Source organism: Nonomuraea sp. NPDC026600, from assembly GCF_040638335.1.
Lineage (GTDB): Bacteria > Actinomycetota > Actinomycetes > Streptosporangiales > Streptosporangiaceae > Nonomuraea.
On the sequence record NZ_JBEZYD010000005.1, the window covers coordinates 203,432 to 225,385 of the forward strand.

The 21,954-nt window shown below is 70.6% G+C and carries 19 protein-coding genes; 10 read left to right on the plus strand and 9 right to left on the minus strand.

From position 1 onward, the window contains the following. Positions 1 to 41: 41 nt before the first annotated feature. Positions 42 to 1,715, plus strand: coding sequence for a tetratricopeptide repeat protein (locus AB0F17_RS13975; protein ID WP_358021422.1), 1,674 nt, complete (start codon positions 42 to 44; stop codon positions 1,713 to 1,715). A gap of 14 nt (positions 1,716 to 1,729) precedes the next feature. Here AB0F17_RS13975 and AB0F17_RS13980 read toward each other — a convergent pair whose 3' ends face one another. The 3 genes from AB0F17_RS13980 to AB0F17_RS13990 are packed head-to-tail and all read right to left on the minus strand — an operon-like array spanning position 1,730 to position 4,586. Further along, positions 1,730 to 2,512 carry an ABC transporter ATP-binding protein gene (locus AB0F17_RS13980; RefSeq protein WP_358021425.1) on the minus strand — a complete coding sequence of 261 codons (783 nt, stop codon included), beginning with the start codon at positions 2,510 to 2,512 and terminating at the stop codon, positions 1,730 to 1,732. After that, the gene (locus AB0F17_RS13985; RefSeq protein ID WP_358021428.1) at positions 2,509 to 3,552 is read right to left on the minus strand and encodes an iron chelate uptake ABC transporter family permease subunit; all 1,044 of its coding nucleotides are present in this window, start codon (positions 3,550 to 3,552) and stop codon (positions 2,509 to 2,511) included. The genes AB0F17_RS13980 and AB0F17_RS13985 overlap by 4 nt, the downstream gene beginning before the upstream one ends. Next, complete coding sequence (locus tag AB0F17_RS13990; protein ID WP_358021432.1) at positions 3,552 to 4,586, minus strand: iron ABC transporter permease; 1,035 nt, start codon at positions 4,584 to 4,586, stop codon at positions 3,552 to 3,554. Before AB0F17_RS13990 ends, AB0F17_RS13985 begins: the two co-directional genes overlap by 1 nt. A 99-nt stretch (positions 4,587 to 4,685) precedes the next feature. On the opposite strand from AB0F17_RS13990, the gene AB0F17_RS13995 reads away from it, so the two are divergent. After that, positions 4,686 to 5,654, plus strand: coding sequence for an iron-siderophore ABC transporter substrate-binding protein (locus AB0F17_RS13995; RefSeq protein WP_358021435.1), 969 nt, complete (start codon positions 4,686 to 4,688; stop codon positions 5,652 to 5,654). A 4-nt stretch (positions 5,655 to 5,658) separates the two neighbouring features. Here the strand turns inward: AB0F17_RS13995 and AB0F17_RS14000 are convergent, their stop codons facing one another. Then, a complete protein-coding gene (locus tag AB0F17_RS14000) occupies positions 5,659 to 6,735 on the minus strand; it encodes a PLP-dependent cysteine synthase family protein (protein ID WP_358021438.1) in 1,077 nt (358 codons plus the stop codon). Between the two features lie 245 nt (positions 6,736 to 6,980). On the opposite strand from AB0F17_RS14000, the gene AB0F17_RS14005 reads away from it, so the two are divergent. Further along, positions 6,981 to 7,565, plus strand: coding sequence for a sigma-70 family RNA polymerase sigma factor (locus AB0F17_RS14005; protein ID WP_214636970.1), 585 nt, complete (start codon positions 6,981 to 6,983; stop codon positions 7,563 to 7,565). Here AB0F17_RS14005 and AB0F17_RS14010 read toward each other — a convergent pair. Both AB0F17_RS14010 and AB0F17_RS14015 read right to left on the minus strand, forming a co-directional pair. Next, positions 7,550 to 8,506, minus strand: coding sequence for a sensor histidine kinase (locus tag AB0F17_RS14010; protein ID WP_358021442.1), 957 nt, complete (start codon positions 8,504 to 8,506; stop codon positions 7,550 to 7,552). The two genes, AB0F17_RS14005 and AB0F17_RS14010, sit on opposite strands and share 16 nt — an antisense overlap. Before the next feature lie 115 nt (positions 8,507 to 8,621). Continuing rightward, entirely contained in the window at positions 8,622 to 9,455 is an 834-nt protein-coding gene (locus AB0F17_RS14015) for a DMT family transporter (protein ID WP_358021445.1), read from the minus strand. Between the two features lie 88 nt (positions 9,456 to 9,543). Here AB0F17_RS14015 and AB0F17_RS14020 point away from each other — a divergent pair, with 88 nt between their 5' ends. From AB0F17_RS14020 to AB0F17_RS14040, 5 genes are all read left to right on the plus strand, one after another. Beyond that, positions 9,544 to 10,119, plus strand: coding sequence for an XRE family transcriptional regulator (locus tag AB0F17_RS14020; RefSeq protein WP_358021448.1), 576 nt, complete (start codon positions 9,544 to 9,546; stop codon positions 10,117 to 10,119). A gap of 90 nt (positions 10,120 to 10,209) precedes the next feature. Continuing rightward, positions 10,210 to 10,545, plus strand: a complete 336-nt coding sequence (locus AB0F17_RS14025; RefSeq protein WP_358021451.1) for a hypothetical protein — start codon at positions 10,210 to 10,212, stop codon at positions 10,543 to 10,545. A 27-nt stretch (positions 10,546 to 10,572) separates the two neighbouring features. Beyond that, positions 10,573 to 11,346: a polysaccharide deacetylase family protein gene (locus AB0F17_RS14030; RefSeq protein WP_358021454.1), complete on the plus strand. Its 774-nt coding sequence runs from the start codon at positions 10,573 to 10,575 to the stop codon at positions 11,344 to 11,346. 57 nt (positions 11,347 to 11,403) lie between these two features. Beyond that, the gene (locus tag AB0F17_RS14035; RefSeq protein WP_358021457.1) at positions 11,404 to 12,054 is read left to right on the plus strand and encodes a DUF2461 domain-containing protein; all 651 of its coding nucleotides are present in this window, start codon (positions 11,404 to 11,406) and stop codon (positions 12,052 to 12,054) included. 10 nt (positions 12,055 to 12,064) lie between these two features. Further along, entirely contained in the window at positions 12,065 to 13,558 is a 1,494-nt protein-coding gene (locus tag AB0F17_RS14040) for a DUF2079 domain-containing protein (RefSeq protein WP_358021460.1), read from the plus strand. Here AB0F17_RS14040 and AB0F17_RS14045 read toward each other — a convergent pair. The 3 genes from AB0F17_RS14045 to AB0F17_RS14055 form a co-directional block, all read right to left on the minus strand. After that, the gene (locus AB0F17_RS14045; protein ID WP_358021463.1) at positions 13,521 to 16,055 is read right to left on the minus strand and encodes a hypothetical protein; all 2,535 of its coding nucleotides are present in this window, start codon (positions 16,053 to 16,055) and stop codon (positions 13,521 to 13,523) included. The two genes, AB0F17_RS14040 and AB0F17_RS14045, sit on opposite strands and share 38 nt — an antisense overlap. Before the next feature lie 101 nt (positions 16,056 to 16,156). After that, entirely contained in the window at positions 16,157 to 18,007 is a 1,851-nt protein-coding gene (gene typA, locus AB0F17_RS14050) for a translational GTPase TypA (protein WP_358021466.1), read from the minus strand. 58 nt (positions 18,008 to 18,065) lie between these two features. Continuing rightward, positions 18,066 to 18,638, minus strand: coding sequence for a TetR/AcrR family transcriptional regulator (locus AB0F17_RS14055; RefSeq protein ID WP_358021469.1), 573 nt, complete (start codon positions 18,636 to 18,638; stop codon positions 18,066 to 18,068). 100 nt (positions 18,639 to 18,738) lie between these two features. Between AB0F17_RS14055 and AB0F17_RS14060 the strand changes: the two genes are divergently transcribed. Together AB0F17_RS14060 and AB0F17_RS14065 are read left to right on the plus strand one after the other, a co-directional pair. Next, positions 18,739 to 19,482: an AMP-binding protein gene (locus AB0F17_RS14060; RefSeq protein WP_358021473.1), complete on the plus strand. Its 744-nt coding sequence runs from the start codon at positions 18,739 to 18,741 to the stop codon at positions 19,480 to 19,482. A gap of 53 nt (positions 19,483 to 19,535) precedes the next feature. Beyond that, positions 19,536 to 21,953, plus strand: a complete 2,418-nt coding sequence (locus tag AB0F17_RS14065; RefSeq protein WP_358021476.1) for a LuxR C-terminal-related transcriptional regulator — start codon at positions 19,536 to 19,538, stop codon at positions 21,951 to 21,953. Position 21,954: the final 1 nt, after the last annotated feature.

Genomic DNA, 21,954 nt, shown 5'->3' on the forward strand with positions numbered 1-21,954 from the left:
GGGTGGAGACTCCGGCCTCGGCGGGTGATCCGGGGACGACTTTGACAGAGATCACACTTGACGCCGATCGCCGGCGCAACGGTCCCTACACGCTCGCGGCCGATCTCCTCGGCCTCCTGATCCCGGAGGCGGCGCCGGAGCTGGTCGCCGCGCACGACATCGAGATCCTGGCCGCGGCTCCCGGCCTGCGTGCCTCGGTCCCGGCCGGCCGTGTCTCGCCGATGGACCGGTTGCCGCAGGACGAGCGCATCCTGGTGCCGGGCCGGCTGCGTACGCTCCGGCTGGCCAACGGGCTCGCCGAGTTCGTCCGTGATCACCTGAGAGCCCGTGGTCCGCTGGCCGTGCGGGTGACGAACGCCCATGAGGCGGACCCGACGGACACCGAGCTGGTGGCCGTCCTACGTCGCCGGGTGCCCGCCGAACTGCTCACAATCGCCCTTGAGGGCCCCGCGTTCGTGGTGCCGGGCCCGAGCGGGGTGCCCGTACGGGACGTGGATCTCGACCGTTACCGCGACGAGGGGTTCCATCACGCCATGGCCGAGGCCGGTGCGGCGCTGCTGCCCACGCTGGCGGAGGACGGCGAGGAGTGGTGGCGGCTGCTGCACCGCACGACCACCGCGCTGGCCGCCCTCGACCGGGAGGAGGAGGCACGCGCCCTGCTCGACCGCGCCAGGCGGGTGAGCGCTCACCCGAAACACCGCGCCACCGCCGCCTACGCCACCGCGATGCTGCTGGTCAGGCACCACGACCCGGGCGAACGCGACCCGGAGGAGGCGATGGCCTGGATCAACGAGGCGGTCGCCCTGACCTCGCTGCTGCCCGACCGCCGCGAGCGCGCCTTCCACCTGGGGTTCGACCTCAACGGCAAGGCGCTCATCGAGGTACGCAGGGGCAACACCGAGGTCGCGCTGCGGCTCGTCCAGCAGGCCGTCGAGCTGGCCGAGCGTGACCTGGAGCCCGGCAGGCACCCGGTGCACAAGGCTGTCCTGCGCGCCAACCGCGCCCAGCTGACCGCCCTGATGGGCGATGCCGAAGGCGCGCTGGCCGACCTCGGCGCGGTCATCGCGGCCGACCCCGGATACGCCGACCCCTACCTCGACCGGGGCAATCTGCTGCACCGGCTCGGCCGCCTGGAGGAGGCGCTGGCCGACTACGAGACGGCCATGCGGGTGGGGCCGCCCTTCCCCGAGCCGTACTACAACCGTTCGGAGATCCGCTACGCCCGGGGAGACCTCGCGGGCGCGCTGGCCGACCTCGACCACGCGATCGAGCTCGATCCCGGCTTCACCGACGCCTACGTCAACAGGGCCGGGCTGCTCGTGGCGCTGGACGAGCTGGACAGGGCCAGGGCCGACGCCGAGCGCGACCTGGACAACCCGTACCTGCTGTGTGTGCTCGGCCAGGTCGAGGCCGCGCAGGGGAAACGGGTGAAGGCCCGCAAGGCGTATGACTCGGCGCTGCGCCGCGACCCCCGGCTGGCGGCGGTCTGGGCCGGGCGCGGGGCGCTGGCGTTCGAGGAGGGCGACCACGAGACGTCCATCGCCGACCTCACCCGGGCGATCGAGCTGGAGGAGAGCGCGGAGGCCCTGTTCAACCGGTCGCTCGCCCTGCGCATGGCCGGGCGTTCGGAGCGCGCGCGGGCGGACCTGCGGCGGGCGCGCGAGCTGGCGCCGGACGATGAGGAGGTACGCCGGGCGCTGGCCGAACTCGGCTGAACCTGGAGAAACCGTCAGCGGTGTGTGCCGATGGGGATGACGAGCGGGGTGCCCGCCACCGGGTCGGCGATGATCTTGGCGTCCAGCTCGAACACCTCCCGCATCAGCTCCTCCGTCAGCACCTCGTGGGGGTCGCCGGCGGCCACCACCCGGCCGTCCCGCATGGCCACCAGCCGGTCGGCGTAGCGGGCCGCCAGGTTGAGGTCGTGCAGCACCATGACGATGGTCCGGCTCGCCTCCCGGTGCAGGTGCCGTACCAGCTCCAGGACCTCCACCTGGTGCGCGAGGTCCAGGAACGTGGTCGGCTCGTCGAGCAGCAGCAGGTCGGTGCCCTGGGCCAGCGCCATGGAGATCCAGGCCCGCTGCCGCTGACCGCCCGAGAGCTCGTCCAGGGGACGTTCCGCCAGGTCCGCCAGGCCGGTCATGGCCAGTGCCTCGCCCACGGCCGCCTCGTCGTCCGACGACCACTGCCGGTACCACGTCTGGTGCGGGTGCCTGCCCCTGGCGACCAGGTCGGCGACCGTCAGGCCCTCCGGCGCGATGGGCGCCTGCGGCAGCACGCCGAGGATCTTGGCCACCTCGCGGGTGGGGATCCGGTCGATGCGCTTGCCGTCGAGCAGTACCTCGCCGCCCTGCGGCCGGAGCAGGCGGCCGAGGGCGCGCAGCAGGGTGGACTTGCCGCAGCCGTTCGGGCCGATGATCGTGGTGACCGTGCCCGCCTCGATGCCGAGGTCGAGGCCGTCCACGATGGTGCGATCTCCGTACCCGAGCTTGACGTCGACGGCCTGGAGCCTCATTTGCGCGCCTTCCAGATCAAGTGAATGAGGTACGGGGCGCCGAGGACCGCGGTCACGACGCCGACGGGGAGTTCGATGGGGGAGAAGACGGTGCGGGCGATCAGGTCGGCGACGGCGGTCAGCACGGCGCCTGTCATCGCCGACGACAGCAGCGGCGGCTGGCCGGAGCGGGTGAGCCGGAGCGCGATCTGCGGCGCGGCCAGCGCGACGAACGCGATCGGGCCCGCCGAGGCCGTCGCGACGGCGGCGAGGAGCACCGCGGCGAGGATCATCAGCGCCCGCGCCGGGTTCATCCGCACGCCGAGCGCGGTGACCGTGTCGTCGCCGAAGCGCAGCGCGTCGAGCGAGCGGGTGCCGAGCAGCGTGAGCGGCACGAGTACGGCCAGCGCGAGCGCCACGGGCACCACGTGCTCCCAGCCCCGGCCGTTGAGCGAGCCGCTGATCCAGACCATGGCCCTGCCGGTGTCGTTCACGTCGCCGACGGTCAGCAGCCAGTACTTGACGTTGGTGAACACGGCGGCCACGCCGATGCCGACCAGGACCAGCCGGTAGCCGTCGAGCCCGCGCCGCCAGGCCAGCGCGTACACGATCGCGGCGCCCCCCAGGCCACCGAGCAGGGCCAGGGCGGGGATGCCGAGGGTCGCGAGCAGCCCGCTGGTCCCGCCGTAGGCGCTGCCGCTGGCCACCACGCCGGCCACGACCGTGACGGAGGCGCCGGTGGTGACGCCGAGGATCTCGGGGCTGGCCAGCGGGTTGCGCGCGATGGACTGGATGATCGCGCCGGACAGCGCCAGCGCCGCGCCCACCAGGGCGCCGGTCAGCGCGCGCGGCAGGCGGAGCTCCATGATCACGAAGTGGTTGGCGCTGTTGACGTCGAACGTGCCGCCCAGCACCTCGGCCACGCTCATCCGGATGTCGCCGATGCGCATGTTCAGGGCCATGAGCAGGCCGAGGAGCACCAGACCGCCGAGGGTCACGGCGACGCCGCGCAGCCGTACCTGCCAGGACAGGCCCGCCACCCGCAGCGGGAACGTCGTCATCACAGCCGCACCGGCTTCCTGCGGCGGACCAGGACGACGAAGAAGGGGGCGCCGAGCAGCGCGAGCACCACACCGACCTCCAGCTCGCCCGGCGGGGCGACGACGCGGCCGATCACGTCGGCGAGCAGCAGCAGCGCCGCGCCGATCAGCCCGGAGTAGGGCAGCAGCCACCGATGGTCGGTGCCGGACAGCGGGCGGGCCAGGTGCGGCACGATCAGCCCGACGAACGCGAGCGACCCGCAGGCGGCGACCGAGGCGCCGGAGAGCAGGGTGACGGCGGCGACGCCGACGGTCCGGGTGAGCGCGATGTTCTGGCCCAGGCTGCGGGCGACGTCCTCGCCGAGGGACAGGGCGTTCAGCCCTGGGGCGTTGACCATCGCCAGCAGCAGGCCGGCCAGGATGAACGGCAGCACCTGCCAGACCACGTCGGAGCCGCGGGCGGCGATGGAGCCGGCCTGCCAGAACCTGAACACGTCCATCGCCTGCTCGTCCAGGAGCACGATGGCCGAGGTCAGCGCGTACAGGAAGGCGCTCACGGCGGTGCCCGCCAGGGCGAGCGTGACCGGCGTCGGGCCGCCGCGCCCGCCGACCATGCCGAGCGCGAACACGCCGACGCTGGCGATCAGGGCACCGGCCAGGCCGAACCAGATGTAGGCCAGCAGGCTGGAGGTGCCCAGCAGGATGATCGAGGCCACCATCGCGAACGCCGCGCCCTGCGTGACGCCGAGCAGTCCGGGGTCGGCGAGCGGGTTGCGGGTGTGGCCCTGCATGAGCGCGCCCGCGACGCCCAGTGCCAGCCCGGCCAGGACGCCGAGCACGGTCCTGGGGACGCGCAGCGAGCGGATGACGATGTCGTTCTCGGTGCCGCTCGGGGCGGTCAGCGCGTGCCAGGCGTCGGCCGGTGGCACGGACTTGGCGCCGATCGTGATGCTCAGCACCATGCCGATCAGGACGGCTCCGAGCAGGACCAGGAGTAAGGAGAGCCGCCGATGCTGAACGCCGTGCGGGCGCGGCGCCACAGCGGTAGCGGTCACGCGTCTCCTCCTCAAGCATTGCCCGACCTTGGTGAAGTATGTCAGGTTAGGCAGGGCTAACCTAATTTAGGGTTGCCTAAGATTTGCGAAAGGGATCAGATGAGACCGTTGCGTGCACTGATGGGGGCCGTCCTCGTGGCGGCGCTCGCCGCCTGTGGTTCGACGCCCGCCGCGCAGAAGCTGACGGAACCGTTTCGGATCATCAAGCACGCGATGGGCGAGACCACGATCCCGGCCCAGCCCAAGCGGGTGGTGGCCCTGGACCAGAGCTTCGTCGACGCGGTGCTGACGCTGCGCACGCCGGTGGTCGGCTACACCACCTACCGGTCCATCGACACGAAGCTCCCGGATTATCTGGGCTCCGTCGCCGCCGAGTACGGCAAGGAGGCCACCCCGGTCGGCACCCTGGAGCAGCCCAGCCTGGAGAAGATCATGGCGCTCAAGCCCGATCTCATCGTCTCGGCCAAGGTCCGCCACGAGGCCCTCTACGACAAGCTGTCCAAGATCGCCCCGACCGTCTTCAGCGAGACCACCGGCGCCATCTGGAAGGACAACGTCCGGCTCATGGGGCAGGCCCTGGGCAAGGAGCAGCTCGCCGACACCACGGTCAAGTCGTACGAGGAGCGGGCCGCGAAGATCGGCGCCGAGATCAAGGCGAAGGACGGGAAGCTGCCGACCATCTCCGTCGTCAGGTTCGCCGGTGAGCCGACGACCCGGCTGTACGTCGAGACGTCCTATTCGGGCATTGTGCTGAAGGACATCGGCTTCCCGCGCCCGGAGGGCCAGCCCACACCCACCAAGCAGGGCTCGATCGCGGTGGACGTGAGCCAGGAGCGCATCGGCGACCTGGACGCGGACCAGATTTTTGTGGCGACATATGCGGACCCGTCGGCTGAGGCGTCCAAGGAGAAGTTCGTCGGCAACCCGCTGTGGGGAAAGCTCAAGGGAGAAAAGCGCGAGGTCAGTGACGTGACCTGGATGACCGCGGTCGGCATCCAGGGCGCCCACGCGATCCTCGACGACGTGGCGAAGTTCTTCGCCGTCGATTCCGCCAGGACCGTCTCCTGAGAGATCAGCCCGCCGACAGGAACGTCCGCAGGTCTTCCAGGTGCGGGGCGAGGTCCAGGCCCTGGGCGGCCAGCCAGTCCTGGTCGCAGTAGGTGCCCCGGTAGCGCTCGCCCCCGTCGCAGATCAGGGTGACGATGCTGCCCTGGGCGCCGGCCGCGCGCATTTCGCGGATCAGGTCCACGCAGGCGGCCACGTTCGTGCCGGTGGAGCCGCCCACGTCGCGGCCCGTCACCTCGCGGACCCAGTGCATGGCGGCGATCGACCGGGCATCCGGTACGGCGATCATGCGGTCGATGACCATCGGCTGGAACGAGGGTTCCACCCTCGGCCGGCCGATGCCCTCGATGCGGGAGCCCCGGGCGGTGACGGACGTGTCACCCGACACCCAGCTCGGGTAGAAGGCGGAGCCCTCCGGGTCGGCCACCGCGAGGCGCGTGGGGTGGCGGCGGTAGCGGATGTAGCGGCCGATCGTCGAGGAGGTGCCGCCCGTGCCCGCGCCCACCACGATCCAGGTAGGCTCAGGGTGAGGTTCCATGGCCATCTGGGCATAGATGGACTCGGCGATGTTGTTGTTGCCCCGCCAGTCCGTGGCCCGCTCGGCGTAGGTGAACTGGTCCATGAAGTGGCCGTTCGTCTCGGCCGCCAGGCGACGGGACTCGTCATAGATGGTGCCCGGGTCGTCGACCAGGTGACACTTGCCGCCGTAGAACTCGATCAGCGCGATCTTCTCCGGTGAGGTGGAGACGGGCATCACCGCGATGAAGGACAGCCCGAGGAGCCGGGCGAAATAGGCCTCGCTGACCGCGGTCGAGCCGCTCGACGCCTCGACGATCGTGGTGGCCGGGCCGATCCAGCCGTTGGCCAGGCCGTACAGGAAAAGAGATCGGGCGAGCCGGTGTTTGAGTGAACCGGTGGGGTGTACTGACTCGTCTTTCAAGTAGAGGTTTACGCCCCAGTGCGGGGGAAGCGGAAAGACATGGAGGTGCGTATCGCAACTCCGGTTGGCGTCGGCTTCGACCCTGCGGATGGCCTCCGTCACCCAGAGTCGTGCCTCCATGTCATGACGGTCCACAGAGTCCATCTCCATACGCTATCCCATGTGACTCTGACCACATTAATCGTGAAATTGGGGGTATAGTGTTATGCTAATGAGACTGGTCCGGCCGTGGACGTGATGACGCACGCCGCGAGCACGTGGGCCGTTCACCTCCCTGACCTGGCGGAACCGTTAACGCAGCCCTTACGTGGGGTTTGCGAAACTGTTACCAAGGTCAGCGGCTTGGCCGAGACGGGGGATACAGCGCAAGGGGGAATGATTTGATCACCATGACCGATGAGCAGCGACAAGACTGGTTCGAACGCGATGTCGTGCCCGTGACGTCGCAGCTGTTCGCCTCCGCCATGCGTCTGACCCGTAACTCCGCCGACGCAGAGGACCTGGTCCAGGAGACCGTGGCCAAGGCGTATACCTCGTACCACCAGTTCCGCGAGGGCACCAACCTCAAGGCTTGGCTCCACCGGATCCTCACCAACAACTTCATCAACGACTATCGCAAGAAGCAGCGCTCGCCGAAGCTGGCGGCCGCCGAGGAGATCGAGGACTGGCAGCTGCACGCCGCCGAGTCCCACAGCTCGACCGGCCTGAAGTCGGCCGAGACCGAGGCGATCGAACGGCTGCCCGACAACGTCGTGATGAACGCGCTGCGCTCCCTGCCGGAGGACTTCCGCGTCGCCGTCTACCTGGCCGACGTCGAGGGGTTCGCCTACAAGGAGATCGCCGAGCGCATGGGCACGCCGATCGGCACGGTCATGTCCCGGTTGCACCGGGGCCGCCGTCAGCTGCGCGGCATGCTCGAGGGCTACGCCCGCGAAGAGGGCGCGGTACGCGTCCCGGCTCAGAGCGCTGCATAGCCGTCCAACCCCATATGGAGCCGCACGCGGAGTGTTCCGTCCTCAGCCCGTAGGTCGACGAAGTCGCAGAGCTGACGGCTGATCCAGAGCCCGTATCCTCGAGAGGATTCGGGCTCTGGTGGTATGTAGCCCGGCAAGGGGTCATCCAGCGCGCCGCCCGGGTCGGCGATCTCGCAGACCATCTCCCCTCCGCTCACCCACATCCTGATCAGGCCGTGGCCGGCGCCGTGCTCGACGCTGTTCGCGGCGATCTCGGAGACGCTGAGCACCAGGGAGCCGATGAGGTTCACGTCCATCCCCGCGGCGCTGGCGTAGTCGCGGACCGTGTGCCTGAGCCCCTTGATCCCCTGCGCGGTGAAGCTCACCGTCGCCACCTGGCCGCTCGGCGCGGGCAGCGGCGCCAGGTCGCCGTTCAGCACCAGCTCGTGCGGGCGGACGAAGCCCGTGCTGACCCTCTCGCCGCCGGCCTCGAGCAGCAGGGGATGGTTCACCGGCTGATACTCCAGCGCCGCCGCCGGGACCGTCCGCGGGTCGTAGAGGCACAGGACGACGGCACCGGCGTCCTCCAGGGCGGCGTTCAGCACCGACTCGTAGCGGATCCACTCGCGGATCTCGCGCTCGCCGCGGTCCCGCCAGGTGGTCTCGCCGACGACGAGCGTGCGCCGCCCCCGGGTGTACTCGTGGTAGGCGGCCAGCGTGCGGTGCGGGTGGATGTACCAGGTGCGGGAGTCCCTGCGGTCGATCTGCCCGGCCTCGTCGCCGAGCGCCTCTTCGAGCAGCCGGAGCTTCCCGGCCGAGGTCACCACGAGCACCCGCCTGTCGTCGGCGAGCGCCGCGCGCACGCGGGGCACGATCAGTGAGAGAAAGGCGTCATCCGAGTCGTAGGGCACCGCGACGTGCTTGAACGGCTCGGGGGCTGGAGGTGCCCGATCGGGGCGCACGGCCGAAACGTAACAAGCGCGTGCAATCTACGCAACGGCTGCGAGCGCCGCCGCGCCCGGCGGCGGAATCGGCGCGCCAAGCGACGGCGCCGAACGACCGCGCCAAACAACCGCGTCAGGCGACAGCGACGAGCGCCACAGCGCCGAGTGCGCACGCGACGCCCGCCACCTGGATCGCGTGCAGCCGCTCGCCGAGCACCTGCCTGGCCAGCAGCAGCGTGCTCGCCGGGTAGAGGGACACCAGCACCGCCACCAGGCTCAGCAGGCCCTCCTGCTTGGCCAGCAGGTACAGCACGTTGGCCAGCATGTCGAGCACGCCCGCCGCGACGATGATGTGCAGCGACCCGCCGCCCGGCTTCAGCGTGCGCCGCGTCGCCACCGCGAGGAGCACCACCAGCGCCACCGAGGACAGCCGGGCTCCCACCAGAGGCCACAGCCCGCCCTCGTCGGGAGCCAGGGCGAGCATGATGAAGAACCCGCCGAACCCGGCCCCCGCGGCCAGGGCGGTGAGCACCGAGCCCATCGAGCCGCTCTTCCCGGCGGAGCCGCCCTGGCTCACCAGGAGCACGGAGCCGAGGGCCAGTACCACCCCGACCAGCGCCACGGGCTCGGGACGCTCGCCGGCCGTCAGGCCGTACAGGACGGGGAGCGCCGCCGACGTGACCGCGGTCGTGGGCGCCACCACCGACATGACGCCGGTGGCGAGCGCCCGGTAGAAGAGCACCAGCCCGGTTACGCCCGCCACGCCCGCGCCCAGCCCCCAGAGCATCGCCCCCTCACTGAGCCGGCCGGGAAGCATGGGCAGCACGACGAGGATCACGGCCAGGCCGGCGAGCTGCGACAGCGCCACGACCGAGAGCACGCGCGATCGCCGGGTGGCCAGGCCGCCGAAGAAGTCGGCCGTGCCATAGACCATCGCGCAGGCCGTCGCGAGGATCACCGCAGTCATGTTCTACCGTCCAGTTCATCAGATTGCACTATTAGTACATCCTATTGGGTGCAACATAGTGCAAATCACATTCACTAGACTGCACCGCATGGAGGATCCGGAGACGATCACGCAGGCCATCGCGAACAACGTGCGCGCCCAGCGCGCGCACCGCGGGCTCACGCTCGACGCGCTGGCCGCCAGGTCGGGAGTGAGCAGGGGCATGCTGGTCCAGGTCGAGCAGAGCCGGACCAACCCCAGTGTGTCCACTCTCACCCGGATCGCCTCCGCGCTGGGCGTGACCGTGGCCCGGCTGGTGGAGGTCTCCGACGTGCCGGTGGTGCGGATCGTCGAGAAGGCGGACGTGGTCACCTTCGACCAGGGCGAGGTGCAGGCGAAGCTGCTCGTCGGGGCCGACGCGCCGATGATCCTCGAACTGTGGGACTGGCGGCTGGGGCCCGGCCAGCACCACGACGGCGACGCCCATCCGCCGGGCACCCGCGAGATGCTGACCGTCCTGGCGGGCGAGCTGACGCTCACGGTGTACGGCAGGAGCTACGTGGTCAAGACCGACGCCGCCGTGCTCTTCACCGCGGACAGACCCCACCGCTACGCCAACCAGGGGCCCGAGGAGCTTCGGCTGGTCATGGTCGTGGCCGAGCCCAGGGAGGCGCCCGACCAATAACGCCGAACGCCCTCCGGATCACCTTCTGGAGTTTCATGATTACTCCATGTCCTTGACGGCTGAGGCCGGATGGTGGGTACATCCCGGTGTGTGCGACGAAACGTCAGCTGGGGGTGGCGCGTGACCGAGGGGCGCACTGCGACGGAGAAGCTCCACGCGGAGCTACACGGTCTCGGCGTCACCAGCGCCTACGAGGTAGGCGACGACGCCACCGTCTCGGTGTGGATCGGCCTGGTCGTGCATTACAAGGACGGGTTTTACCGCTGGCAGGAAGGAGCGGTGCGACGTCGGCATTTGGGTACGGATCCGGTTGGTTGCGCTATACGAGTGGCGCGTCGCTACACCGAACTCCAGGCGGATATCCCACTGTGGTGGGATGACCTGGCCAAGGAGTTGCGGGGGAACCCGGCGCAGGGATATCCGTAACCCCGCCGGACGTTCTCGGAGGGCGGCATGCGGGCGTGGGCTCTGTCGCTGGCACTGCTGATCATGGTGGGATGCGGCACCCAACCGGTGATCCACCCCCAGTTGGCCCGCCCCCAGGCGCCCATCGACCCCAAAACGCTGGCCAAGCGGCTCGAGGCCATGCAGCCCGGCTGGCCGGCCGCCCGCAGGATCGACTGCGGGCACCAGAAGTGCGTCGCGCTCACCTTCGACGACGGGCCAGGCCCCTACACCGGCAAGCTGCTGGACCTGCTGCGCGCCCGGAACGTCAGGGCCACGTTCTTCGTCCTGGGGGAGATGGTCGCCGCCGACCGGGGCGGCCACCTGGTGCGCCGCATCGTGACCGAGGGGCACGAGCTGGGCAACCATTCGTGGAGCCATCCCCCGCTCACCGGATTGCCGGACCAGGGGCTGCGCTTCCAGCTGAGGCACACGAACGAGCTGGTGGAGCGGGTGACCGGGGTCCGGATGCGGGTGATGCGCCCGCCGTACGGGGAGACGAACCACCGGGTGGCCGCCGAAGCGGGTCGCGAGGGGCTGGCGCAGATCCTGTGGAGCATCGACACCCTGGACTGGCGCGACCCGGTGCCCGCCATCGTGGCCAGGCGCGCGAGCAAGGCGACGGCGGGGGCGATCGTGCTGATGCACGACGTCCACCGGACCACCGTCCAGGCCGTCCCGACCCTGCTGGACGCGCTGGAGAAGAAGGGCTGCACGCTGGTGACCATCTCGGAGCTGTACGGCAGGACTCCCGTACCGGGCCGGACGTACATGGGCCGATGAAGCCGCCCCGGTCGAGCGGCGCGTCAACCGTCGCCCGGCCGTGGCACTCTTGAGGGCATGGGGTTCACCGGTTTTCCCGACGAGGCTTTCCTGTTCTACGAGGGCCTTGAGGCGGACAACAGCAAGACGTACTTCACCCGGCACAAGCACCTCTACGAGGAGGCGGTGCGGGCGCCGATGCTCGCCCTCACCGGCGAGCTGGCCGCCGAGTTCGGGGAGGCCCAGCTGTTCCGCCCCTACCGCGACGTCCGCTTCGCCAAGGACAAGTCGCCCTACAAGACCCACCAGGGCGCCTTCGTGGATCTCACGCCCGGCATCGGCCTCTACCTCCAGCTCGGCGCCGACGGCGTCTACGCGGCCGGCGGCATCTACACCCAGGCGTCCGACCAGGTGGCCCGCTACCGCGCCGCGGCCGACGAGGACCTCACGGGCAAGCCGCTGGCGGACATGGTGACCGCCCTCCAGGCCGAAGGCTTCGTCATCGGCGGCGACCGGCTCAAGACCCGGCCCCGTGGCATTCCGGAGGACCATCCGCGCCTCGACCTGCTGCGCCACAGGTCCCTCTACGCGGGCCGCCAGTGGGAGCCCGAGCCGTGGGTGCACACCGCCGAGGTCCTCGACCGGGTCCGCGACACCTGGCGCGCCTTCGGGCCCCTGGTGGACTGGCTCTGCGCCCACGTACGGGCCAGCGAGCAGCCCCGCCGCTGACCGCCCGACCATGGGAAGCGAACAGGCCGTGACGACCGTCACGGCGCCGGGCACCCCCGAGCCTGGCGGCCGGACGCGCCGCGACCGCGTCACGCTGGCGGCGATCACCGCCACGGCGGCCGCCCTCTACACCACCCTCTCCCTGACCAGGCTGGCGAACTTCAAGGCCGGCGCCTACGACCTGGTGATCTTCGACCAGGCCGTCCGCTCCTATGCGCAGTTCCGCCTGCCCATAGCCATCGTCAAGGGCGTCCACAACGGCTTCGGCCCCGGCTTCTCCACCCTCGGCGATCACTGGTCGCCCATCCTGGCCCTCCTGGCCCCTCTGTACTGGCTGTTCGACGGCCCGAAGACGCTCCTGGTCGCCCAGGCGGTGCTGCTGGCCGCGGCGGCGATCCCGCTGTGGGTGTTCACGCGGCGGGCCCTCGGGCCGGGCGCCGCGCACCTCGTCGCAGTGGCCTACACGCTCTCGTGGCCCGTGGTGGAGACCGTGGCGTTCGACTTCCACGAGGCGGCGTTCGCGCCCCTGCTCACCGCCGTGCTGCTCGAACGCCGTCAGGCGGGCAGGCGCGGCGCCGTGGTACTGGCCGCCCTGGCGCTGCTGTGCGTCAAGGAGGACATGGGACTGCTGGTGGCGGGGTTCGGGACGGTCCTGCTCGCCCAGCGCGGCTGGCGCCTTCTGGGCGGCGCGTTCGTGGTGGGCGGGGCGGCCTACACGTGGCTGGCCTCGCAGGTGCTCATCCCGCTGTTCGGGGGACGGTCGGACTACTACTGGGCGTACGGCGCGCTCGGGCCGGACATGGGGGGCGTCGCGCGCACCGCCCTGACCGATCCGCTGGCCGTGCTGGCCCAGCTCGGCAGCCCGCCGGTCAAGCTCGTCACGCTGGCCCTGCTGCTCGGCGTCACGCTGATGGCGGCGCCGCTCTCGCCGCTGCTGATCATGGCGGTGCCGCTGCTCGCCGAGAGGATGCTGGCCAGCTCGTTCCCCAACTGGTGGGTGCCCGGCTACCACTACAACGCCTTCATCGTGGTGGTGGTCTTCGCGGCCGGCGTCGACGGTGTCCAGCGGCTGCGCTCCCGCGGCGGGGACCGGCTGCCCCGGGTCTGGGCCTTGGGGGTGGTCGGCGTCGCCCTGGCCTCCGTGCCGTTCTTCTCCCTGGCCGACCTCGCCGACCTCGACTCCTACCGGCACGACGCCCGCGAGCGGGCCGCGGCCGCCGCCGTCGCCGTGGTGCCCGACGGGGCGCTCGTGGAGGCGGCCAACAACCTGGCGCCGGCCCTGTCCGGGCGGAGCAGGGTGCTGCTGTGGGACCGTACGCACCGCGGGGCCCCGTGGGTCGTGGCCGACGTGGGGCGGCGGATCTTCCCGTTCACGAACGTGACAGAACAGCGGGACCGCGTCCGGGTCCTGGTCGGCAGTGGCTACCAGGTGCGCTTCTCCCAGGACGGCTACGTGGTCCTGGCGGCTACGGGCCGGACGACGACGACACCTGGTCTCCCTTGAGGATGCGGTCCACGGTCTGGCCCGCCGCCGACGTCGCCGCCGTGGTGCCCGCCGCGATGACGACGGCCAGCAGCGGCGTGGCCAGGCTGCGTACGCTGCGGATGTTGCGCACCCGCGCCCACGGCTCCCCGGCCAGATGCATGATGCGCCATTCCCAGTACAACCCGAGCCCGATGCAGACCAGCGCCACCTCGCCCACCACGATGGCCATGACCTGCACCTTGTCCGCCACCCCGACGTCCGGCTCGAACAGCGTCGGCAGGTACGCCGACAGCTCCGTGACCAACGCCGCCGCCATCAGGTGGAGCGCCTTGGTCATCGGCTGGGTGCCCCGGATGCGCGGATAGAAGTACCCGAACAGGAAGCCGAAGGCGGGCAGGGTGAGCAGGTAACGGGAGTCGAACACGAAGCTGCTCAGGTCGGCCCCCGACGGCCAGCCGTACACGAGCACGAAAGGCGTGCTGAGCAGCAGGCTGATCACGAACGCGTACACCCCGTTGTGCCAGGGCGTGCAGCCGGCGGCGGTGGCGAGGGCCGTCTCGGGGTGCCGCCCGTGCTCGTGCAGCGCGGCTTCCAGCTCGAGCCGCCGCGTGTCGAACTCGGTCATCGACAGCTCGCCGGAGCCCAGCTTGCCCCGGCCGATGCGATAGAGCTCCTGCTCGGAGATGAGCAGCAGCCGCTTGTGCAGGGCGGCCCTGACCAGTTGCCGGTGCTCCTCGGTGGAGGTGGGCTCGACGACGGCCGGGTGGGGGCGTACGAGCAGCCAGCGGGCCGTCACCCAGGCGGCGATCGAGGTGATCGTCAGCTGGGGCAGCGCCACGTTGACGTCGGTGAGCGTGGTGCTCCCGCGAGGGGTGAGGTAGAGCACCATCAGGCAGACGATCACTGTGGCGTTCGTCGCCGGGTGGTCGAGCGCGGCCAGCGAGCCACCGAGCCGCCTGAGCCGGAGCACCAGCAGCGCGAACGCCAGCAGCAACAACCCGAGCACCCCGCGGACGAGCGGGTCGAGCGGCAGGATGCCGATCTTCGGCAGGTTCGACACGTCCGTCGCGGTGGGGGGCAGGTTCCACGACCCGGCGTCCAGCCACTCCGTCGGCCACCCCTGCACCAGCAGGCTCACGAGCAGGGCGCCCACGACCGCCGTGCGGGTCCACATCTTGGTGGCCACCGCGATGGCGGAGATCGGGATCATCGCCCAGCCGAGGGCCAGCACCAGCCGGATGCTGTCCGGCGGGTACACCCCGGTCAGCAGCGCCCGGCCCCACAGCGCCAGCGCCAGCAGGCCGATCGCCGCCTCGGCCGCCAGCACCGCCAGCCGTACGATCACCACGCGGACCCCCAGGTCCACGCTGAACACCACCGCCGCCGCCGCGGCCGCCACGGCCGCGACCACGGAGCCGACCAGCAGCGTCTGGCCGGGCAACTGCTGATGCAGCCACGACCAGGACAGCATGCCGATGCCGACCAGGCAGCCGAGCCCGGTCACGACGAGCATGTCGCGGGTGGTCCACGGCGGGCTGGTCGGCAGGGCCCGGCTCGCGTGCCGCGCCGTGAGCGCCGGCACCGCGAGGAACAGGGCCACGTACGCCACGGGCCGCCAGCTCGGGGCCAGGAGGGGGAGCAGCACCAGGGGCGCGATCAGGGCGAGCCCCATGACGAGCTCGCGGTTGCGCTGCCGGTTCCACCAGGCCATGCCGAGCGAGCGCACCAGGAAGGCGACCAGCGCGAGCGCGGTGAGCACGCCGAGCCCGGCCGTCCACGAGAAGTCGTTCTCCTCCATCGCGTCCGGGAACCCGTAGGAGTCCTGGGCCAGCGTCGCGCGCACCAGATACGACCCGACGGTGAACTGCAGGAGCTCCTGCTCCTCCCGGTCGGGCTTGATGCTTTCGGACTGGAGCACGGTCCACTCGCCCGGCAGCAGGCTGATCGTGCGCTGCTCCACGAGGAGCGGCTTGGCGCTGGGCGCGTTGAAGTCGAGCGTCATCAGCGCGCCGGGCGCGAACTGGCGCAGCAACGTCACCCGGAACTCGGCCGTCGTCAGCCCGTCCTTCGTGGTGAGGAGCGGCGCCGGCCGTGTGGTCGGGGCCAGTGCGGCGCCGCTCACCTTGATCGCCCCGAACCCCTTGTCGGTGAACCGCCGGATCCCCTCGGGGAAGCTGCCGCCCTGCCGCAGCGCCTCGACCAGCTTGTCGGCCTCGTTCATGCGCAGCCGGTGCACGATGGTCACTTTCACCTGGCGCTGCCGCTCGTCGAGCCGGCCCTCGGGCACGGCGCGTAGATCACTCGCCCCGGCCCCGGTCACCCGGACCTCGGTCGTGGCCTGCCGTTCGTGATCTACGCGCGGATCGTTCTGGACCAACTCCCACGGATCGGGCACAGCGGCGTCCGCGGCCCGCGCGGCCTGCGGCACGGGCCTGGCCGCCACCGTGCACCAGACAATCGCTCCCGCCGAGACCATCGCCAGCCCGAACGCGATGAACATCCGGAGCTTCCCCACAGTGTGGATGATTCACTCGCGGAGGGAGTTGTTCCATCCAGTCCGGTCACGGTGTGGTCACACCTGACTTTCAACCCTGAATCGCAGTCAGGGCCGAAGGATCAGGCGCGCTTGGCGCGAGCGGCGGAGCGGCCACGCGAGGAGGCGTCGAGGACCACCTTGCGGATGCGTACGTGGTCCGGGGTGATCTCCACGCACTCGTCCTCGCGGATGAACTCCAGGGCCTGCTCCAGGGACAGGTTGCGCGGCGGGATCACCTTCTCGGTCTCCTCGCTCGTGGAGGAGCGCATGTTGCTGAGCTTCTTCTCCTTGGTGATGTTGACGTCCATGTCGTCGGACCGGGAGTTCTCGCCGACGATCATGCCCTCGTAGACCTCGGTGGTCGCTGACACGAACAGCGTGCCCCGCTCCTGCAGGTTGAGCATGGCGAAGGCGGTCACGGGACCGGAGCGGTCGGCCACCAGGGAGCCGTTGTTGCGGGTGCGCAGCTCGCCGAACCACGGCTCGTAGGAGTCGAAGACGTGGTGCACCAGGCCGGTGCCGCGCGTCTCGGTGAGGAACTCGGTGCGGAAGCCGATCAGGCCGCGCGCCGGCACCACGAACTCCATCCGGATCCAGCCGGTGCCGTGGTTGGTCATGTGCTCCATGCGGCCCTTGCGGACGGCGAGGAGTTGCGTGATCGCGCCCAGGTATTCCTCCGGGCAGTCGACCGTGAGGCGCTCGACCGGCTCGTGCACCTTGCCGTCGATGAGCTTGGTGACCACCTGCGGCTTGCCGACGGTCAGCTCGTAGCCCTCGCGGCGCATCTGCTCGACCAGGATGGCCAGCGCCAGCTCACCGCGGCCCTGCACCTCCCAGGAGTCGGGCCGTTCGGTGGGGAGCACGCGCAGCGACACGTTGCCGACGAGCTCCTTCTCCAGGCGGTCCTTGACCATGCGGGCGGTGACCTTCGTGCCCTTGACCCGGCCGACCAGCGGCGAGGTGTTGGTGCCGATGGTCATCGAGATGGCGGGCTCGTCGACCGTGATGAGGGGCAGCGGACGCGGGTCCTCGGGGTCGGCCAGCGTCTCGCCGATCATGATCTCGGGGATGCCGGCGATCGCGATGATGTCGCCGGGACCCGCCTCCTCGGCCGGCTTGCGCTCCAGGGCCTCGGTCATGAGCAGCTCGGTGATCTTGACCCGCTGGATCGTGCCGTCGGTACGGCACCAGGCCACCTGCTGGCCCTTGCGCAGCACGCCCTGGTGGATCCGGCAGAGCGCGATGCGACCCAGGTAGGAGGAGGCGTCGAGGTTGGTGACGTGGGCCTGCAGCGGGGCGTTGGGGTCGTAGGTGGGCGCCGGGATCGTCGACTTGATGATGTCGAAGAGCGGCTCCAGGTCCTCGGCGTCGGGCATGCCGCCGTCCTCGGGACGGTTCATGGAGGCGCGCCCCGCCTTGGCCGAGGCGTAGATGATCGGGAAGTCGATCTGCTCCTCGGTCGCGTCGAGGTCCATGAAGAGCTCGTAGACCTCGTCCACGACCTCCTTGATGCGCGCGTCGGGCCGGTCGACCTTGTTGATGCAGAGGATGACCGGCATCTTGGCGCCGAACGCCTTACGCAGCACGAAGCGGGTCTGCGGCAGCGGCCCCTCCGACGCGTCGACCAGCAGCACGACACCGTCGACCATCGACAGACCGCGCTCCACCTCGCCGCCGAAGTCGGCGTGGCCCGGAGTGTCGATGATGTTGATGGTCATGCCGCCGTGACTTACGGCGGTGTTCTTCGCGAGAATGGTGATGCCCTTCTCGCGCTCGAGGTCGTTGGAGTCCATGACACGGTCGTCGACGTCCTGGTTGGCGCGGAACGCCCCGGACTGCCAGAGCATGGCGTCGACCAGTGTGGTCTTGCCATGGTCGACGTGCGCGATGATCGCGATGTTCCGCAGGTCGTCGCGGCTGTTCAAAGGCATGATGACGTCTCGCTCTGTGATCGTGGGGGCGACCGCGCGAAGTCGCGGCGTTATAAGTCTAGTTGATCCCCTCTGATGGCAGGAGCGGGACGAGGTGATGCCTGGCGTAAGCGCGGGTTTCGTCGTCGCTGTCCAGAGGTATCGCGCTGTCCGGAGTGAGCACGAACGACAGCGCGATGCGGATGAACATCTCGGCCACCGCCTCCGCGTCCGGGGTGTCGAGGTGGGCGGCGAGATACTCCCTGGCGACCGCGAGATAGCCGCCCGCCTCCAGCGTCAGGTGCGGCAGGATCGTCTCGGGCTCGGTCACCAGCAGCCGGCTCAGCAACGGATGCCCGCGCACCAGGCGCAGCGTGACCGCGAACCCCTCCGTCACCCGGTCGGCCATGGTCGGCAGCGGCCCGACCGCCTGCTCGAAGGCGCGCAGGAACCGGTGGAGCTCGCGCAGGATCACGCCCTGGATGAGGTCGCTCTTGCGGGAGAAGCGCCGGTAGACGGTGATCCGCGACAGGCCCGCCTGCCGGGCCACGTCGTCGACGGTCAGGCGGCGCAGGCCGTGCTCCAGCATCCGCGCGTAGGCCGCGTCGAGGATGCGCTCCGTGGAGGTCGCCTCGGTGGAGTCGTCCCGCATGGATCAAGACTATGGGCGGTTCTCCCGAGCGCCGTACGTACATAGCGGGTTGCACAATTCTGCGCATGTCCCGACGGACCCGGATGCCTACATTGGCGGCATGACCTGGACAGAGCTGGTGCTGGGCGCCTCTCCCGTACAGGGCGAGCAGCCTGCGGTGAGCGACGTCAGAACCGGAGAGGTGCTGTCGTACTCCGCGTTCGCGCGGAAGGTCACGCACGCGGCGGCGGGGCTGCGCCGCCACGGTCTCCGTTACGGCGACCGCGTGATCGTCGACATGCCGCTCGGGGCGGGGTTCGCCGTCGCCGTCCACTCTGTCGCCTGGTCCGGTGGGGTGGCGGTGCTCGGGGACTCCGGCACGGCCCGCATGATGATCGCCCAGCGCGGCTATGACCCGCTCGCGGTGGACGTGCAGAAGGTCTTCACCTTCGAGCCGACGCCGGGGGAGCTCTCGTTCAGCGACCTGCTGGGCGAGCGGACGGTCGAGTTCGGCCCGCTGGCCGGCCCCGCGCTGAGCGTCGACGGCGAACACGTCTACGACCACGACGAGCTGGCGACGGACCTGCGCAAGCTGTCGTCACGGCTGCTGGTCAGCGAGGACGATGTCGTGCTCGCGGCGGTCAGCGATCCGCTCAAAGGACTGCGGGTGCTCGACCTGGCGCTGATGTCGGGCGCCCACGTGATCATCGCTCACGAGCCGAGCCTGATCGGCTGCCGCGTGCTCGCCCACGAGCACGAGGCCACCCTCGTGGTCGCGCCGAACGAGGTGGTCAGACGCCTGTTCGGTGATCCGACGTTGCGGGTTGTGGACGAAAGGGCCGTCGTCAGCTCGCTCACCCGGTGAAATCTGCGACACTGTGGGAGAGTGTGATCCTTCCGCGACGCAGGGTGACCACAATGTCCGAGCCCCCCAGGCATAATCTTCCAGCCGAGCCCAACAGGTTCGTGGGTCGCGAGCGCGACGTCGACGACCTGTGCGGGCTGCTGGGCGAGACCCGCGTGGTCACCCTGTGCGGGGTCGGCGGCATCGGCAAGACCCGGCTGGCCCTGCGGGTCGCCGCCCGCCTGGTGCCCTCCTATCCGGGCGGCGTGTGGCTGGTCGAGCTGGCCAGGCTCACCCGGGGCGAGCTGATCCTTCAGGAGATCGGCCACGCCCTCGGCATCCACGAAGAGGGCGCCCGCCCGCTGCTCGACACGGTGACGGCCCGCCTGCGCGACACGCACGCCCTGCTGCTGCTCGACAACTGCGAGCACCTGGTCGACCAGTGCGCGGAAGTGGCCGCCGAGCTCGTCGCGGCGTGCCGCGGTCTCGGCATCCTGGCCACCAGCCGCGAGCCGCTGCGCATCGCCAGCGAGCTGGTCTGGCGGGTGCCGCCGCTCGACCTGCCCGACGAGCGGCATCCCGACGCCGAGTCCGTGCTGCTCTTCGTCGACCGCGCCGCCGCCGCGGGCACCAGGCTGAGCCAGGCGAGCCGGTCCGACGTCGTACGGCTGTGCCGGGCACTCGACGGGCTGCCGCTCGCGCTGGAGCTGGCCGCGGCCCGCACCAGCCTGCTCAGCCCCGGGCAGATCGTCGACCGGATCGACGGCCGCTTCTCGCTGCTCACCACCGGCGGCCGTACGGCTCCGCCCCGGCAGCGCACGCTGCTGGCCGCGGTCGAATGGAGCTACGACCTGCTGTCGGCCAAGGAACAGGTGCTGCTGCGCAGATTGTCGGTATTCGCCGGGTCCTTCGACCTCGACCTGGCCGAGCAGATCTGCGCCGACCGCCCCATCTCCGAGGCCGAGATCGTCGACCTGCTCGGCGCCCTGGTCGACAAGTCCCTCGTGCTGTGCGACGAGGAACGCAGGCGCTACCGGCTGCTGGAGACCATCAAGCACTACGCGGCCGAACGGCTGGCGGAGGCGGCCGAGCGCGAGGTGCTGCGCGACCGGCACCTGGAGGTGCTGTGCGAGCTGCAGCTCCGCCACTTCGCCACGGAGATGGTCGAGCCCGACCTGCCGTGGCCGGTGCGGCTGGCCGCGCTGACCGCCAGCCGGAGCCTGGTCGACGACCAGCGGGCCGCGCTCGACTGGGCGATCGCCTCCGGTAACGCGCCGCTGGGCCTGCGCCTGTGCGCCTACAGCACCAGCCTGCTCCCGGTCAGCAGCGCCAACCCGGCCGAGATCGTCGGCTGGGTCGAGCGGCTGCTGGCACTCGACCTGACCCAGGTGTCCGACGAGCAGATCGCGCACGCCCAGGCGTACCTCGCCTATGGGCTGGAGGGCCGTGACGAGCTGGCCCGCTCGCTGGAGTACGCCAGGGCCAGCCTGGCGGGCCTGGGCGACGACAACGTCTTCACCAGCTGCGTCATGCACAGCCTGATCGTCACGGTGCTGCTGCGCATGGGACTGGCCGACGAGGCGCTGCACCACGCCGAGACCGGCCTGGCCGTGGCCACCGCCTCCGGCGACCAGTGGAACCAGGCGGCCGGGCTGGCCGGGCTGTCGGCGGTGGCGCTCACCCGCGGCCGGTTGCGCGAGGCGCAGTGCCATGGTGAGGAGGCCCTGGCCAAGGCGCGCCAGCACGGGCACCGCTGGCTGCTGGCCAGGACCGCGACGCAGCTCGGCGCGGTCGCCGAGGCGCGCGGCGACCTGGTGAAGGCACTGGCCCAGTACGAACTGGCGGTCCCGTGGCTGGAGGAGCTGAACGGCACCATCGAGCTGGCCCGCTGCCTGGCCAGGATCGGCCGGGTCGCGGCGCTGCTGCACGAGTTCGAGGTGGCCAGGGAACGGCTGGCCGCGAGCCTGTCGCTGAGCAGGCTGACCGGGCAGCGCCAGAGCGTGGCCCGCTGCCTCGTGGGCCTGTCGGTGCTGGCGGAGGCCGAAGGCGACCTGGAGAGCTCCGTGCTGGCCGCCGCCTCGGCCACCGCGCTCCGCGAGTCGATGGGCCAGCTCTCCGCGACGAGCCGCATCGAGGAGCTGCTCACCCGTGCCCGCGGCAAGCTCGGCGAGAGCCGCACCGCCGCGCTCTGGTCGCGGGGCAGGACGATGAGCCCCGACGACGCCGCCCGCCAGGTCCTCGCGGGCGAACGGCCGGTCCAGGTGGGTCCCATGGCGGCCGAGCCCGTCAGGCACTCGCTGCTGACCGCCCGCGAGCAGGAGATCGCGGCCCTGCTGACCAGAGGCCTGTCCAACCGGGCCATCGCCGAGGAACTCGTCATCAGCCCCGCCACCGTGGCCAGGCACATCGCCAACATCATGGAGAAGCTCGGCTACACCTCGCGCGCTCAGATCGCGGTGTGGGCCGCCGAACAACCGCGGAGTTCTGCATAGC

Bases quoted from the DNA above. Each gene is read 5' to 3' on its own strand.
- AB0F17_RS14005 (WP_214636970.1), top strand. From the start codon at position 6,981: ATGACCGATGAGCAGCGACAAGACTGGTTCGAACGCGATGTCGTGCCC.
- AB0F17_RS14065 (WP_358021476.1), top strand. From the start codon at position 19,536: ATGTCCGAGCCCCCCAGGCATAATCTTCCAGCCGAGCCCAACAGGTTC.
- AB0F17_RS13985 (WP_358021428.1), bottom strand. From the start codon at position 3,552: ATGACGACGTTCCCGCTGCGGGTGGCGGGCCTGTCCTGGCAGGTACGG.
- AB0F17_RS14020 (WP_358021448.1), top strand. From the start codon at position 9,544: ATGGAGGATCCGGAGACGATCACGCAGGCCATCGCGAACAACGTGCGC.
- AB0F17_RS14055 (WP_358021469.1), bottom strand. From the start codon at position 18,638: ATGCGGGACGACTCCACCGAGGCGACCTCCACGGAGCGCATCCTCGAC.
- AB0F17_RS14040 (WP_358021460.1), top strand. From the start codon at position 12,065: ATGGGAAGCGAACAGGCCGTGACGACCGTCACGGCGCCGGGCACCCCC.
- AB0F17_RS13995 (WP_358021435.1), top strand. From the start codon at position 4,686: ATGAGACCGTTGCGTGCACTGATGGGGGCCGTCCTCGTGGCGGCGCTC.
- AB0F17_RS13980 (WP_358021425.1), bottom strand. From the start codon at position 2,512: ATGAGGCTCCAGGCCGTCGACGTCAAGCTCGGGTACGGAGATCGCACC.
- typA (WP_358021466.1), bottom strand. From the start codon at position 18,007: ATGCCTTTGAACAGCCGCGACGACCTGCGGAACATCGCGATCATCGCG.
- AB0F17_RS14060 (WP_358021473.1), top strand. From the start codon at position 18,739: ATGACCTGGACAGAGCTGGTGCTGGGCGCCTCTCCCGTACAGGGCGAG.
- AB0F17_RS14030 (WP_358021454.1), top strand. From the start codon at position 10,573: ATGCGGGCGTGGGCTCTGTCGCTGGCACTGCTGATCATGGTGGGATGC.
- AB0F17_RS14000 (WP_358021438.1), bottom strand. From the start codon at position 6,735: ATGGACTCTGTGGACCGTCATGACATGGAGGCACGACTCTGGGTGACG.
- AB0F17_RS14015 (WP_358021445.1), bottom strand. From the start codon at position 9,455: ATGACTGCGGTGATCCTCGCGACGGCCTGCGCGATGGTCTATGGCACG.
- AB0F17_RS14035 (WP_358021457.1), top strand. From the start codon at position 11,404: ATGGGGTTCACCGGTTTTCCCGACGAGGCTTTCCTGTTCTACGAGGGC.